We start from the raw sequence: 15,384 nt of genomic DNA, 5'->3' as shown, positions 1-15,384 counted from the left end.
ATGTTAAGCGACCGTTTCGGCCGATCCATCGATTACCTGCGTCTGTCGGTGACCGATCGCTGCGACCTGCGTTGCACTTATTGCATCCCGAAAGGCTTCAAAGGCTTTGAAGAGCCCAAGCACTGGCTGACGTTCGACGAGATCGAGCGCCTGCTGTCGGTCTTCGCCCGCCTCGGAACCTCGCGCATCCGGATGACCGGCGGCGAGCCATTGCTGCGGCGGAACCTGCCTGAACTGGCCGGCCGGATCGCCCGTCTGCCCGGTATCCGGGACCTGTCCCTTTCAACCAATGCGACGCGCCTGGACCGCCATGCCGAGGCGCTGAAGGCGGCCGGCGTCTCACGCATCAACGTCAGCCTCGACTCGCTCGACCGCGGTTGCATGGAAAAGATCACCGGACGTGACAGCCTCGGCCAGATCCTGGACGGCATCATGGCAGGCAAGGCGGCGGGTTTCGACCCGATCAAGATCAACATGGTGGCAATGCGGGGCATCAATGACGGCGAGATCGATTCCATGGTCGAGTTCTGCATCGAGCATGGCTTCATCCTGCGCCTGATCGAGACGATGCCGATGGGGGCGACCGGGCGTGATACCGGATTCCTCGACCTCGGCCCCATCCAGTCGCGCCTGTCGCAGAAGTTCGGCCTGCGCCCGCAGGCGGCGGAGCTGGGCGGCGGGCCTGCACGCTACCTTGCAACGGAAGACGGCAAGGCCAGCGTCGGCTTCATCACCCCGATGTCGCAGCACTTCTGCGCGACCTGCAACCGCGTGCGGTTGTCGGTGGACGGCACACTGTACCTCTGCCTCGGGCAGGAGGAAAAGTTCGAATTCCGTCCCCTGCTGAGGGGCGGCGCGAGCGATGCGGAACTGGAGGCGGCGATCCGGACGGCGATTGAACTCAAGCCGCAGAAACACGAGTTCCGGGAGGCGCCGGCCAAGATCGTCCGTCTCATGTCCCAGACCGGGGGCTAACGTGATGCAGGACATAGAAAAATTCATTCGCGGTTTCAGCCGCTTCCAGCAGGAGTATCTTGCTGAACCCGGCCGCTTCGCGCGCCTGCGCGAAGGCCAGAAACCGAGCACGCTGATCATCGGTTGCTGCGATTCCCGCGTCGATCCGGCATTGCTGACTGGAAGCAATCCCGGCGAACTGTTCGTGGTTCGCAATATCGCCAACCTCGTACCTCCCTGTACGCCGGATGCGCCGCCGGGCGTCAGCTCGGCGATCGAGTTCGCCGTATGCGGACTCGAAGTGGATCGCGTGATCGTGCTCGGCCACGCCCGCTGCGGCGGGATCCGCGCGCTGATGTCGCCGCGTCGCATTGCGGAGGAAACCGATTTCGTCGGCCGCTGGATGCGGATTGCCGAACCGGTGCGCGAACGCGTGCTGCGCGAGCTGCCCCACAAGGACGATCCCGGCCAGCACAAGGCTTGCGAGCTGGCCAGCATCCTGCACTCCCTGGACAACCTGATGACGTATCCGTGGATCAAGCGCCGGGTGGAGGAGGGCAGCCTCATCCTGCACGGCTGGTATTTCGACATCGACACCGGCGCCCTGATGGCCTATTCCCCCCGCAAGCAGGAGTTCCTGCCCCTGGTATGCCCGTTGGAACGCGCCGGCAAGAACGTTGCGGCGGCATAAACCTGCATTTTCTTGACTTGTCTTATGGTTTTTGCACGACAGTCCCATCAATAATGGGGCCGGCGGAAGCCAGTTTGTCAGGAATCTAACGATCGGCCGCAACGGACCAGCCCATGCCCCTCGATAACATTTTGCCTACCTGGCAGCGTCTCTCGACGAAGATCGTCGGGGTGCTGCTCGGCTTCCTGTGCCTCGCGCTGCTGGCCATCGGGACGACGCTGATGCTCTCCTGGCAGCTGGAGGGGAGCTCGGCGGCGATCAATGAAACAGGCAGCCTGCGCATGCACAGCTATCACCTGACTGTCCTGCTGGGACGGACGGTTTCCGAGCCGGCCAGGCTTGAGACCCGGGCTGAGGTCACGGGCAAGCTCCAGGCCATCAACGATGCATTCAAGCGCCTCCAGCGGGGCGACCCGCAACGGCCCTTGTTCCTGCCACCGACGACCGGCATCCGGAATGCCTTCAAACAGGTCTCGGCGCAATGGCACAAGACCATCCAGGTGCTCGCCGTCGACGTGATCGGTGACAACCCGCATATCCGGATCGCGGCGTGGAAGCAGTTCCAGACCGAGGTGGACGGTTTCGTGCGGGAAGTGGACGACCTGGTCAAAGCCATCGAGCGCGACAGCGAAATGCGCACGTTCTGGCTGCGCGCGTCGCAGATGGGACTGATCGCACTGGCACTGAGCGGGACCGTGGCCATCATCTACCTGATGTTCCTGCTCATCATCGAACCGGTGGAACGCCTGCGCGGCGGTATCGAGAAGATGACGGACAAGGACTTCAGCGCACGTCTTCCCGTTGACAGCAACGACGAGTTCGGCCAGCTCACCGAGGGCTTCAACCATATGGCCGACCGTCTGGAGGCGCTGTACAACAGCCTCGAAGCGCGGGTGAAGGTCAAGACGGCGGAACTGGCCGATCAGAACCGCGAGCTGGCCCTGCTGTACGACAGCGCCGCCTTCCTGCAGCGGCTGCAGCCGGTCGAGGCCATGTGCGAAGGATTCCTGCTGCGCATTCGGACTTATTTCGGCGCCGACGGTGGCACGGTCCGGGTGCTGGACGAGCGTAACGGCAATGCGCACATGATCGTGCATCACGGGATCTCGGAAGCGCACGTCAAGGCGGAAAGCTGCATGAAGCCGGGAGAATGCCTGTGCGGGGATGCGGTCGCGCAGCGGATTTCGATCATTCACGACCTGCGCGGCGTGGCGCCTTCGCCGAGCCGCCGCTGCCGCGAGGAAGGGTTTGAAACTGTATCGATGTTCCACATCTTCGCGCATGAGCAGCATGTCGGTTTCTTTACACTGCATTTCCGGGAGGCGCATCGCTTTACCGAGCGGGAGCAGGCATTGCTGGAAACGCTCGGGCAGATGCTCGGCACCGCGGTCGAGAACATGCGGCTCGGCAGCCGCGAACGCGAAATGGCGATCTCCGAAGAACGCAACCTTGTCGCGCAGGGCCTGCACGACAGCATTGCGCAGGGCTTGAACTTCATGAATATCCAGCTGCAGATGCTCGACGACTCGCTGCGCGGCCAGCGCATGGACGAAGTCGAGGAAATCGTCGGCGCACTGCGCGCCGGGGTGAAGGAAAGCTACGAGGATGTGCGCGAACTGCTGCTCAATTTCCGCAGCAGGCTTGCAGAAGACGACCTCATTGGCGCGTTGCAAACGGCGTTCGTCAAGTTCCGGAAGCAGACCGGCATCGATGTCGAATTCGTGTGCGAGGGAACAGGTACGCCGTTCTCCCGCGAACAGCAGCTGCAGGTGCTGTTCATCGTGCAGGAGGCGCTGTCGAACATCCGCAAGCACGCCACGGCAAGCCATGTCGAAATCCGGCTGCAGGATGGGCAGGATTTCATGCTCACCATCAGGGATGACGGCGTCGGCTTCAACGCGGAGACACTATTGCAGAAAGGAGAGGGCCACGTCGGCATCAATATCATGCGGGAGCGCGCACAACGTATCCTGGCCTGGCTCGAGATCGATTCCGAGGTGGGACAGGGTACGCTGGTGTCGTTGCGGCTTCCGCATGAGCAACGCCGGGCGGCCTAGAGGAATGACCATGGACACGAACACAAAACCGATCAGTGTGCTGCTGGTTGACGATCACACGCTGTTTCGCAGCGGGATCCGGTCCCTGCTGCAGCGCAACGCCGATTTCACCGTGGTCGGCGAGGCCGCGGACGGGGTGGAGGGCATCAAGCGCGCCAAGCAGCTGCGACCCGATGTCGTGCTCCTGGACCTCAACATGCCGGGCATGTCAGGGCTGGAAACCCTGCAGCTCATCCTTCAGGACTGTCCCGACACCGCGGTGATCCTGCTGACCGTTTCGGAAGAGGCCCAGGACCTGACCGCGGCGCTGCAGGCCGGCGCGCGCGGATACCTGATCAAGAACATCGATGCGGATTACCTGGTGCGCGCGATTCGGCGGGCGGCTGCGGGAGAGCCGGTCCTGGCCGAGGCGATGACGACCAAGCTGGTCGCGCATATGCAGGGAGGCGCAAGCAAGCCGGTTCCGGCATCCGACATCGACCGGCTGACGCCGCGCGAAAGGGAGATCCTGGCCTGCCTGGCACGGGGAGAAAGCAACAAGGTGATTGCCCGGACGCTGGATGTGGCGGAAAGCACGGTGAAGATCCACGTGCAGAACATCCTCAAGAAGCTCAACCTCGCCAGCCGGGTGCAGGCAGCGGTGTATGCGGTGGAGCATGGGATGGCCGGGGTGGGGGAGAAGGCAGTGTGAACCGACGCAGGCGTATTACCAGCGTTTAAAGGCGGGCGCCGCCAGTCGAATCGGACATTTACGCTCCCCGTCGTTCCCGCCCTCAGCAGACCCCCAATAGCAAACGGGCCGGAAATCCGGCCCATTTACATCAAAACGCAGTGCAACCCAGGATCAGCCGCCGCACTTTCCGCAGCAGCCGCCGCAAGAAGAGTCCTGCTCGCCGAGATTGATTTTCCTGACGCCAAAGCCAGCCTTTGCCAGCGCGTTCGCCATTTCCTGCGGCGCGGTCTGTTCCTCGTCGAATTGCACGATCGCCCGGTTCTGCGGGTACGACACACTGACGTTGCTGACGCCGTCGATCGACTTGATCGTCCGCATCACCGTCTCGGTGCAGTCTTCGGAGGTCATTCCGGTGACGTTCAGGACTTCGGTTTGCATGGTGTTTCCTTTATCGCTAATTGACAATACGGCAAGCGGCGCGGAGCCGCCGCACAGGTCTTCCGGACGATGCTAACGGACTGCATGCATCGTCTTGAATGATCGGGATCAAGTTTTCGGAAGCTGTCCTGCGCTGTTGAATCTGTAACGGTACTCACGAGGCGGCGCAGGACGGAAGCCCGCGCCGCGGCGTGATCAATGTGCCATCAGGATCGGCACGGTCATCGACTCCAGCACGGTGCGGGTCACGCCGCCGAGCAGGATTTCACGGAAGCGCGAGTGGCCGTAGCCGCCCATGACGATCATGTCGGAACCGAGGTCGGTTGCGATCGACAGCAGGGCGTTGCCAACGTCGATGTCGGTCTTCTGGCGCACCACGTTGACCTTCACGTTGTGACGGGCCAGGTAGAGGCCGATGTCGGCGCCCGGCATTTCGCCGTGGGCGTCGCCGCGGGAATCCGGATTGAACACGACGACGTCAACGTTCTGCGCGCGCTTGAGCAGCGGGATCGCGGCGGTGACGGCGCGGGTTGCGCTGGTGCTTGCATCCCATGCGATCAGGACACGCTTGGGCATGGCGTCGTAGCGGCCAACGTAGGGAACGATCAGGACCGGACGGCCGGAGTTCATGACCACGAATTCCGGGAAGTCGGGCAGGGTCGTCGAGGACGGTTCGTCGAGGTTCGCCTGGCCAACGACCACGAGATCGCTGTAGCGCGCCTGGAGGCTGATGCCGGCGCCGGCTTCGTCGTCGACCTGGCGTGCTTCATACGACTGCAGGCCGAGGCTCTTGACCGTGCTTTCAAACTGGGTGAGCGAATCCTTGGCCGCCTTGCGGAGTTCTTCCAGATGGCTGTCGAGATGGGAAGCCATGCCACCGCCTTCGTAAATGAAGCGGGACTGGTAAATGAAGCGGGAAACACCGCTCGGCGCGGCACCGATCAGGTGCGCTTCGTCGTTCATCGCGATTTGCGCCGCGAGCTTGATACGTTCGGTTGAATGCTTGTCTTTGTCCACATGGACGAGTACCGTTTTGTACGACATGTAATCTTCCTTTTATTGATTGGCCAGGCTATCGCCACGCAGTGTCTTCCAAAGGGCAGTGGCGATGCACTCATTCAAGTTGCGTTAGTAGCGTAGGGCCTAGCTTCGATGCAGTCCAGAAAAATGCGACTGCCTCAAACATTACTTCGGGCATTTTTGACTCAGATCAAAATTTCTCCGGACCCCGATTTGTAACATTCTCGACACATGAAAATGCGGTACGAATCGCCGCTTTTCGCCGCCGAAGAAGGCACGCCGGAAGGCGTAGCACCGCCGTATTGCGATCGAATCTCGCAGCTCGATAGACCACCCCGAACGACAACGCCCGCATTTGCCGCATCCGTGCATTGGTAGTGCGACAATTGCATGATTTGAACCGGCCCGCCAGGATTTGCCATGACCGTCAGGAACCTCAAGCATCTGTTTGAACCGAAATCGATCGCGCTCATCGGGGCGTCCCCGAACGCGGAGTCGGTCGGCGTGACCGTGCTGAAGAACCTGCTTTCCGGCGGTTTCAAAGGCGACATCATGCTGGTGAATCCGAAGTACGACAGCCTGGCGGACCGCCCGGTGCATGCCTCGGTGTCAAAACTGACCAGCGCTCCGGACCTGGCCATCATCTGCACGCCGCCATCCACCATTCCCGGCATCATTTCCGACCTCGGCAAGCTCGGCACGAAGGCGGCAATCGTCCTGACGCCCGGCCTTGCCGCCGCGCGTGACCTGGTCGGGCGGAACATGCGAGACCTGATGCTCAAGGCCGCGCGGCCGCACCTGCTGCGCATCCTCGGTCCGAACAGCGTCGGCCTGCTCGTGCCGCGCCTCGGCCTCAATGCAAGTTTTGCGCATACCGATGCGCTTCCCGGAAAAGTGGCCTTTGTCTCCCAGTCGGGAGCGATGTCGACCGGCGTCCTCGACTGGGCGAAGGCGCGCAATATCGGATTTTCCAAGTTCATTTCGCTCGGTGAAAAGTGCGACGTCGACTTTGGCGACGTGCTCGACTATCTCGCCGGAGACAACGATACGCAGGCAATCCTGCTGTACCTCGAAGCCATCCGCGATGCGCGCAAATTCATGTCGGCGGCGCGCGCGGCCGCGCGCAGCAAACCCATCATCGTAATCAAGGCCGGCCGCGCACCGGAGGGTGCCAAGGCTGCTGCGTCGCACACCGGTGCACTTGCAGGTGCCGACGACGTGTATGACGCAGCCATTCGCCGTGCAGGCATGCTGCGGGTCTATACAACGCTGGATCTGTTTGACGCGGTAGAGACGCTTGCGCATTCCCGGCCCACGCGGGGAGACCGCCTGGCCATTATCAGCAACGGCGGCGGCCCTGGCGTGCTGGCGACAGACGCGCTGATCGGCAAGCAGGGCAGTCTTGCAGGACTTTCCGAGCAGGCAATCGACAGCCTGGACAAGGTGCTTCCGAAGGGCTGGTCGCGCGACAACCCGGTGGATGTCCTGGGAGACGCCCCGGCGCAGCGTTATATCGACGCCATGGATATCGTGATGCGCGAGAAGGATGTTGACGCCGCATTGCTGATCCATGCGCCGTCGGCGATGGTGCGCAGCGCGGATCTGGCCGCGGCGCTGGTGCCCGCCGTCAAGAACGCCTCGCGCAACGTCCTGTCCTGCTGGCTGGGCGGGGAGGAGGTCGCCCAGGCGCGCAGCGTCTTTTCCGAAGCCGGCATCCCGACCTACGACACACCTGAGGAGGCGGCACGCGGCTTCATGCAAATCGTGCAGTACAACCGCAACCAGAAGCTGCTGATGGAGGTGCCGGCATCCGCTGCCGCATCGGTCGAAGAAGATCGGGAGGCGGTGCGGGCCATGGTCAGGAAAGCACTGGACCGCGGACGGGATAGCTTGACGGAACCGGAAGCAAAGCAGGTGCTGGCAGCCTATGGCATCCCGGTGGTGCAGACGCGCTCGGTCAGCTCCATCGAGGAGGCCGTGGAATGTGCGCAGCGCATCGGATTCCCCGTAGCGCTCAAGATTCTTTCCCCCGACGTGGTGCACAAGTCGGACGTGGGCGGCGTGGTCCTCAACCTGGAGGACGCGGACTCCGTGCGTGCCGCGGCCACCGCGATGAACAGGCGTCTCGCCGAGATGCGGCCGCGCGCCGCGCTGACCGGTTTCTCCGTGCAATCGATGGTGCGCCGCCCGGAGGCGCGCGAGCTGATTGTCGGCGTCGCAACCGATCCGGTGTTCGGACCTGTGATCCTGTTCGGGCAAGGCGGCATTGCCGTCGAAATCACCGCCGACCATGCGATCGGCCTCCCGCCGCTGAACACCGTGCTGGCGCGGGACATGATTTCGCGGACGCGCATATCGAAGCTGCTTGCCGGATTCCGCAACTGCGCGCCTGCCGACATCGACGCGATCTGCCATACGCTGATCCAAATCTCGCATCTCGTCATCGACATTCCCGAGATCATGGAGCTGGACATCAATCCGCTGCTCGCGGATGCAATCGGCGTGATCGCACTCGATGCGCGTATCCGCATCCGGCCGACGGAAAAGGGCGGCATGGACCGTCTTGCGATCCGTCCTTATCCGGAGGAGCTGGAGGAGTGGGTGGATTGGCAAGGGGAAAAGATCCTCCTGCGGCCGATCAAGCCGGAAGACGGGGCCCAGCACGTCGAATTCTTCGGCTCGCTCACGCCGGAGGACGTACGCATGCGCATGTTCGTGCACATGCGCGAGCTGTCGCCCGGCCAGCTCGCCCGGATGACGCAAATCGACTACGACCGCGAAATGGCATTCATTGCAACGCGGAATCGCGCGGATGGATCGCCGGAAACGATGGGCGTCGCCCGCATCGTGTTCGACCCCGACAACGTCCAGGGCGAGTTCGCCGTCACCATCCGCTCCGAGCTGAAGGGAAAAGGCCTCGGCAAGCTGCTGATGCAGAAGCTGATCCGCCATTCACGCGATCGCGGCGCGCAGGAGATTGTCGGCGAAACCCTGAGCCAGAACCAGGCGCTGCTCGGGCTGGTCAAACCGCTCGGATTCTCGGCGAACCGGTCGCGCGAGAACGATACCTACTTGCTGAAACTTCCATTGAAAAAAGACTAATTCGCGTGCGCGGCGTGTCGCCGCGATTGCATTCGAGGGACGAGCAATATAAGATTCTTCTTAAATGAATCTTTTAGGAGTTGTCATGGCCCTCGTGAGGATAGAAGAACCGCGTGTCAAGGAGCCGGTGCAGACCGGATTCTCCCATCACCCCGTGTTCCGGCTCGGTTTCCGTCCGTTCTATCTGCTCGCCGCGCTGTTCGCCGCGCTCAGTGTTCCGCTCTGGATTGCCCGTTATTTCGGCAACTTTGGCATGCTGGCACACGTGGACCTGAACTGGCACATGCACGAGATGGTGTTCGGTTTTGCCATCGCGGTCATCATTGGCTTCCTGTTCACCGCTGGCCGGAACTGGACCGGGTTGTGGACGCCGAGGCGAGGGCACCTTGCGGCGCTGGCGGGCTTGTGGATCGCCGGCCGTGTTGCCATGCTGTTCGCCCCGCCCATCGTCGCAGCGGTCGTCGATCTCCTTTTCCTGCCGCTCGCCGCCTATCCGATCTATCGCGTGCTGCAACGCACCGGCAACAAGCGCAACATGTTCCTGGTGGGCCTGCTCGCACTGTTGACGCTGGTAAATGTGTGCTTCCATGCCTCAGCAACCGGCCTGCTCCAGATCTCTTCCATCGCGCCGATCCAGGCGGCCATTCTCATCATTGTCATGATCGAAACGGTCATCGGCGGGCGGGTCATCCCCGGCTTTACCGCCAATGCCGTCCAGGGGGCCAAGCCGATCATGAATGAGAAGCGCGACAAGATCACCATTGCACTTACCGCGCTTGCAGCATTGGCCTGGATCGGGCACCTTCCCGGTCCGCTCGCCGGTTCGATCGCCATTGCCGCCGCAGTTGCGCAGGCAACGCGCGTACTCGGATGGATGCCCCACGTAACCTTGCGCAAACCCATCCTCTGGATCCTGCACCTTTCCTACGCATGGATTCCCGTCGGCTTCCTCATGCTCGGATTGGCGGCATGGGGGATGACGACCAGCAGCGCCGCCTTCCACGTGCTGACCATCGGCTCGATGGCCGGACTGATTATCGGCATGATCACACGGACCGCACTCGGCCATACGGGACGTCCCCTTGATGCGGGCAAGAGCGAATTTGCCATGTATGTCCTGATCCAGCTCGGCGTCGTTGCCCGTGTGCTTGCCGCCGCGAATCTCATGCGGCCGGAAATGCTCGTCGCCGCAGCAGCGTGCTGGAGCATCGCCTTCGTGCTGTATGTGGTTGTCTATGCGCCATATCTCCTGTCGCCGCGCGTTGACGGACGCGAGGGCTGATACACTTTTTGCTTGACTTTTTTTCCCGCGCGGTAACGCAATCTGGGGCTTTTTGACATAGATCAAGGCCCCTGTTTTGTCCGGAAACGTACACTGCAAGCCAGTCTGAGAGCGCCCCGTCCCGAGGGCGAACGACAGGAGCAAAAACACTATGGCAGTTCCGGCAACCGCAGTTCCGATTTCATCCAACGTACAGTTCGATGCAGCGCTCATCCGCAAGATGAGCCAGCAGGGGCCGCGTTACACGTCCTACCCGACCGCAGACCGTTTCACGGACAGCTTCGGCATGGGCGACTACCTTCAAGCGGTCAATAGCGTCCGTGCCATGGGTGCGCGCAATCCGCTGTCGCTGTACCTGCATATCCCGTTCTGCGACAAGCTGTGCTACTACTGCGCCTGCAACAAGATCATCACCAAGGTTCGCAGCAAGGCTGACGAATACCTCACCTACCTGAAGCGCGAGATCGAGATCCAGGGCAAGCTGTTTGCCGACATGAACACGGTCGAGCAGCTGCATTTCGGCGGCGGTACGCCGACCTACATTTCCGACGCGCAAATGGGTGACCTGCTGGCGCACCTGCGCAAGTGGTTCCGTTTTGCTACCGATGACGTGGGCGAGTACTCGATCGAGATCGATCCGCGCACCGTGTCGCCGGAGCGCGTGCACTCGCTGCGCGCACAGGGTTTCAATCGCATCAGCTTCGGCGTGCAGGACTTTGACGAGGATGTGCAGAAGGCAGTCAACCGCATCCAGCCGGAAGAGTGCACCCTGGGTGTGATGCAGGCGGCGCGTGATGCCGGTTTCCGCTCGATCAGCATCGACCTGATCTACGGCCTGCCGAAGCAGAACCTGATCACGATGGACAAGACGCTCAGCAAGGTCATCGCGGCCAATCCTGATCGCCTGTCGATCTACAACTATGCGCACATGCCGGCATTGTTCAAGCCGCAGCGCCGCATCAACGAAGACGAACTGCCGAGCGGCGAGACCAAGCTCGACATGCTGTCGCTGTGCATCCGCCGCCTGACGGAAGCCGGCTACGTGTACATCGGCATGGACCATTTCGCCAAGCCGAACGACGAACTCGCGATTGCCCAGCGCCAGGGCCGCCTCCACCGCAATTTCCAGGGCTACTCGACGCACGCGGAAGCGGAAATGGTCGCGATGGGCGTCTCGGCCATCAGCTCGGTCGGCTCGACCTACAGCCAGAACGAAAAGACGCTGGAAGGCTATTACGAGCGTCTCGAGCAGGGCGAACTGCCGATCTGCCGCGGCATCAAGATGAATGTCGACGACTTGCTGCGCCGGATCATCATCCAGATGCTGATGTGCAATTTCGAACTGTCCATCAAGTCCGTGGAACTGGCTTATCCGATCACCTTCGCGAACTACTTCGCGACGGAACTCGAGAAGCTGCGCGCACTCGAAGCCGACGGCCTGCTCACCATCGATCAGGAATGGATCACGGTCACCCCGAAGGGCCGCCTGCTGATCCGCAACATCTGCATGGTATTCGACCGTTACCTCGGCATGCCGCGCGAAGTGAAGGTCGAGCGCATGCATTACTCCAAGACGATCTGACGATCCCCGAACCCGCCAACTGCGCGCCGCCGGCTACCCCGCCTTGCCGGACGGCGCGGGCGGGTATCCGGCAGGATAGTCATCTACCTGCTATCCTCGCCCCGTGACCGAATTACATCTTCTCTCTGTCTTCATGATTGGCCTCCTCGGCGGCGTGCATTGCGTCGGCATGTGCGGGGGAATTGTTAGCGCTTTCTCCGTCGCGACTCCGCGTCGCCCGTTTCCTGTGCCCGTCACCAATGGCGCGGGTGCCGTTGCGGCGCCTGCCGTCTTCGATGGCGCCGGCCGCGTCATCGCCTATAACGCCGGCCGTCTTGCCAGTTATGCCATCGCCGGCGCCATTGCCGGCGGCGTGGCGCAAGGCGTGCGCACCTTGTCATTCATGTCCTCCATTCAGATCGGCGGCTACTGGCTGGCCAATCTCATGCTGGTCGCCCTCGGCCTGTACCTGATGGATGTCTGGCGCGGCCTTGCCAAGCTGGAAGCGGCGGGGCAGGTGGTGTGGCGCCGGGTGCAGCCGATGGTGAAGCATCTTCTGCCCGTCGACAGCATGGGCAAGGCATTTGCCCTGGGCGGACTGTGGGGCTGGGTTCCTTGCGGCATGGTCTATAGCGTCCTGCTGACCGCGATGCTGAGCGGTTCCGCCGTTTCCGGTGCGGTGGTCATGCTGGCATTCGGCGCCGGTACGCTCCCCGTATTGCTCACGATGGGCATGCTCGGCACCCGCCTGCAGGCGTGGACGCGCCGCCGCGGTGTGCGTGTCGCTGCCGGTCTTGTCGTTCTTGCATTCGGCCTGCTGGGCCTTGCCCGCGCCTCAAGCGGCGTTTCTCTCGGCTGGCTCGACGCCCTATGTCTGACGCCGCCCGCGGCCAGTTCCCACGGCGGAGGCCATTGATGGAAGCCTTGTCATGTTTCCATTGCGGACTGCCCGTTCCCGCCGGATCGACGTGGTCCGTGAAGATCTCGGGCGAAGAGCGCCCGATGTGCTGCCCCGGCTGCGAAGCGGTCGCCAAAACTATCGTCGACAATGGCTTGTCGGATTATTACGTCACCCGTGAAAGCTATTCGCCGACCGGTGACCAGGAGTCGCTGGTGCCTGCGGAACTGCGTCTCTACGACGCCCCGGAAATCCTCGACCAGTTCGCCGAGAAGGATCGCCAGGAAGCTGGCGTCTGCGAGGCAACCTTTTCCGTCGACGGCATCCGCTGCGCCGCCTGCGTCTGGCTGATCGAGCGCCGGCTTGCAGCCGTGCAGGGCGTCCAATCGATGAACCTGAATGTGGCGACCGAACGCCTGCACGTGCGCTGGCGCGAAGATGCCTGCAAGCCGAGCGATATCCTGAAGGCGGTACGCGAAGTCGGTTATACCGCCTATCCCTACGACGCCGTCCGTCATGGCGAGCAGCTTCAACGCGCCAGCAAGAAGCTGTTCCGCCAGGTCTTCATTGCCGGCTTGTCCATGATGCAGGTGATGATGTATGCCGTCCCTGTCTATCTGGCAACCGACGGCACCATGGACGCCGACATGGAAGGCTTGATGCGCTGGGCCAGCCTGCTGCTCACACTGCCTGCCGTGCTGTATTCCGGCCTGCCTTTCTTCCAGGGCGCATTGGCCAACCTGAAAAGCCGTGCGCTTGGCATGGACGTGCCGGTCGCGCTCGGCATCGCCGCAGCCTTCATCGGTAGTACCGTCGCAACGTTCACCGGGGAAGGGGATGTCTATTTCGACACGGTGACGATGTTCATCTTCCTGCTGCTGTGCAGCCGTTACCTGGAATTGATCGCGCGGCGCAAGGCGGCTTCGGCGCTGGAAAAATTACAGCACGCCTTGCCGGCGTCGGCGGCGCGCATGCCGGGCTTCCCGCATGACCGCGCGACGGAAACCATTCCTGCCGCCCAGTTGCGCGAGGGCGACACGGTGCTCGTCAAACCGGGCGAGGCGGTTGCGGCCGACTGCGTGGTAATCGAAGGCAGCACGGCGGTCGACCTGTCCTTGCTGACCGGCGAGAGCCGCCCGCAGCGCAAGGACGTGGGCGACGAATTGCCGGGTGGCGCCGTGAATGCAACGCAGGCGATCGTGGTCAAGGTGACAAAGATCGCAAGGGAAAGCACGTTGTCGACCCTTGTAAAGCTGATCGAGCGTGCCGGCCAGGCCAAACCGCAACTGTCGCTGTGGGCGGACAAGGTTGCCGCCTGGTTCGTCGCGGCGTTGCTAGTGTTCGCCGTGATTATCTTCGGCGTGTGGCAGTGGGTCGATCCGTCGCGCGCATGGCAGATCGCCGTTGCCGTGCTGGTGGTCTCCTGTCCTTGCGCGCTGTCGCTCGCGACACCGAGTGCGCTCGCGGCGGCGACGGACAGGCTGGTCAGACAGGGCGTGCTTGCGGTCCAGCCACACGTGCTGGAGACGCTGTACCGGACGACACATGTCATTTTCGACAAGACCGGAACACTGACGCTGGGAAGGCCTGCATTGCGCGACACAACCATCTTCGGCGTCGACGATGCCGGCCGCTGCGTGCAAGTGGCGGCAGCACTTGAAGCATCAAGTGCCCATCCGCTTGCGCATGCGATTGTCGAAGCGGCAAGGAAGTCGCGCGGCGAGGGGGTCGAGCTGGCGGCGTCGGAGATCGTACATACCGCAGGGCAGGGGATGGAAGGTGTCGTCGACGGCGTGCGCTACCGCTTGGGCTCCGCTGCGTTTGTGGGTGAAGTGGCCGGATCCGCAGCGCCTCATCCGGTTGGCGGCTTCACGCCTGTCTATCTCGGCACGGAAGGCCGATGGGTAGCCCGCTTTGATCTCGCCGACGAGGTGAGGTCCGATGCAAAGGATGTCGTTTCGCACTTTCAGTCGAATGGCAAGACAGTCATCTTGCTGAGCGGAGACGAGGACGGCGTCACGCGTCGTGTTGCAACGGAATTGGGGATCGAGACCGCGCATGGCGAATATCTGCCCGACCAGAAGCTCGCCTTCGTCCAGCGCCTGCAAGGCGAGGGCGCAGTGGTGGCGATGGTTGGCGACGGGATCAATGACGCGGCCGTGTTGAAGGCCGCCGATGTTTCTTTTGCAATGGGCAGCGGCGCCGCGCTGGCGCAGACGCATGCGGACACCGTGCTGCTGAGCGGACAGATTGCGTCGGTGGTGGATGCACACCGCGCTTCCGCGCACACCATGGCGGTGATCCGGCAGAACCTGACTTGGGCGACGATCTACAACATTGTTGCGATTCCGGCAGCAGCAGTGGGACTGCTCAATCCCTGGATGGCGGGTATCGGCATGTCGCTCAGTTCGGCCGTTGTGGTCATCAATGCATTGCGCCTGCGACGCATTCCTCGTGTACCATCGGCGTCCTCGAACGAGCAACGTGTACTTAAGGCAGCCTGATGGAAGCCCTCTATCTCCTCATCCCGCTCAGCATCGTGATCGTGTTCATCGCGATCTGGGTATTCTTCCGCGCATCGGACAGCGGACAGTTCGACGACCTCGTTGGTCCGGCCATGCGCATCCTGCAGGACGACGACCGTCCACAGACTTCCGAATCCGCTGACAAGCCTGCTACCGAAATAGACAAAAATAACTAGATAAAAA

12 protein-coding genes are annotated in these 15,384 nt (G+C 62.3%); 10 read left to right on the top strand and 2 right to left on the bottom strand.

Annotated elements, in window-relative coordinates:
* The 4 genes from moaA to ACNOHI_RS12310 all read left to right on the top strand — a co-directional run bounded on the left by moaA (window position 1) and on the right by ACNOHI_RS12310 (window position 4,393).
* On the top strand, window positions 1-975 hold the full coding sequence (moaA, locus tag ACNOHI_RS12325) for a GTP 3',8-cyclase MoaA (protein WP_420474966.1): 975 nt from the start codon (window positions 1-3) through the stop codon (window positions 973-975).
* A gap of 4 nt (window positions 976-979) precedes the next feature.
* Entirely contained in the window at window positions 980-1,645 is a 666-nt protein-coding gene (locus ACNOHI_RS12320; RefSeq protein ID WP_420475356.1) for a carbonic anhydrase, read from the top strand.
* Window positions 1,646-1,758: 113 nt separating this feature from the next.
* A complete protein-coding gene (locus ACNOHI_RS12315; RefSeq protein WP_420474965.1) occupies window positions 1,759-3,702 on the top strand; it encodes a type IV pili methyl-accepting chemotaxis transducer N-terminal domain-containing protein in 1,944 nt (647 codons plus the stop codon).
* 10 nt (window positions 3,703-3,712) lie between these two features.
* A complete protein-coding gene (locus ACNOHI_RS12310; protein ID WP_420474964.1) occupies window positions 3,713-4,393 on the top strand; it encodes a response regulator in 681 nt (226 codons plus the stop codon).
* Window positions 4,394-4,546: 153 nt separating this feature from the next.
* On the opposite strand, the gene ACNOHI_RS12305 is transcribed toward ACNOHI_RS12310, so the two are convergent.
* Both ACNOHI_RS12305 and ACNOHI_RS12300 read right to left on the bottom strand, forming a co-directional pair.
* On the bottom strand, window positions 4,547-4,813 hold the full coding sequence (locus ACNOHI_RS12305; protein WP_420474963.1) for a heavy-metal-associated domain-containing protein: 267 nt from the start codon (window positions 4,811-4,813) through the stop codon (window positions 4,547-4,549).
* 195 nt (window positions 4,814-5,008) lie between these two features.
* Window positions 5,009-5,857, bottom strand: coding sequence for a universal stress protein (locus tag ACNOHI_RS12300; RefSeq protein ID WP_420474962.1), 849 nt, complete (start codon window positions 5,855-5,857; stop codon window positions 5,009-5,011).
* Window positions 5,858-6,253: 396 nt separating this feature from the next.
* On the opposite strand from ACNOHI_RS12300, the gene ACNOHI_RS12295 reads away from it, so the two are divergent.
* The 6 genes from ACNOHI_RS12295 (at window position 6,254) to ccoS (ending at window position 15,377) form a co-directional block, all read left to right on the top strand.
* Window positions 6,254-8,935, top strand: coding sequence for a bifunctional acetate--CoA ligase family protein/GNAT family N-acetyltransferase (locus ACNOHI_RS12295; protein WP_420474961.1), 2,682 nt, complete (start codon window positions 6,254-6,256; stop codon window positions 8,933-8,935).
* Between the two features lie 85 nt (window positions 8,936-9,020).
* The gene (locus ACNOHI_RS12290; protein WP_420474960.1) at window positions 9,021-10,217 is read left to right on the top strand and encodes an NnrS family protein; all 1,197 of its coding nucleotides are present in this window, start codon (window positions 9,021-9,023) and stop codon (window positions 10,215-10,217) included.
* A 151-nt stretch (window positions 10,218-10,368) separates the two neighbouring features.
* Window positions 10,369-11,799 carry an oxygen-independent coproporphyrinogen III oxidase gene (gene hemN, locus ACNOHI_RS12285; protein WP_420474959.1) on the top strand — a complete coding sequence of 477 codons (1,431 nt, stop codon included), beginning with the start codon at window positions 10,369-10,371 and terminating at the stop codon, window positions 11,797-11,799.
* A gap of 133 nt (window positions 11,800-11,932) precedes the next feature.
* Window positions 11,933-12,694 carry a sulfite exporter TauE/SafE family protein gene (locus ACNOHI_RS12280; RefSeq protein ID WP_420474958.1) on the top strand — a complete coding sequence of 254 codons (762 nt, stop codon included), beginning with the start codon at window positions 11,933-11,935 and terminating at the stop codon, window positions 12,692-12,694.
* The gene (locus ACNOHI_RS12275; RefSeq protein ID WP_420474957.1) at window positions 12,694-15,180 is read left to right on the top strand and encodes a heavy metal translocating P-type ATPase; all 2,487 of its coding nucleotides are present in this window, start codon (window positions 12,694-12,696) and stop codon (window positions 15,178-15,180) included. The genes ACNOHI_RS12280 and ACNOHI_RS12275 overlap by 1 nt, the downstream gene beginning before the upstream one ends.
* On the top strand, window positions 15,180-15,377 hold the full coding sequence (ccoS, locus tag ACNOHI_RS12270) for a cbb3-type cytochrome oxidase assembly protein CcoS (protein ID WP_420474956.1): 198 nt from the start codon (window positions 15,180-15,182) through the stop codon (window positions 15,375-15,377). Before ACNOHI_RS12275 ends, ccoS begins: the two co-directional genes overlap by 1 nt.
* The last annotated feature ends 7 nt before the right edge of the window (window positions 15,378-15,384 follow it).

Source organism: Noviherbaspirillum sp. ST9 (assembly GCF_048799745.1).
In the GTDB taxonomy this organism is placed as follows: domain Bacteria; phylum Pseudomonadota; class Gammaproteobacteria; order Burkholderiales; family Burkholderiaceae_D; genus Noviherbaspirillum.
Note: the sequence above shows the minus strand (reverse complement) of the source record. Positions and strands in the feature narration are given on the sequence as shown.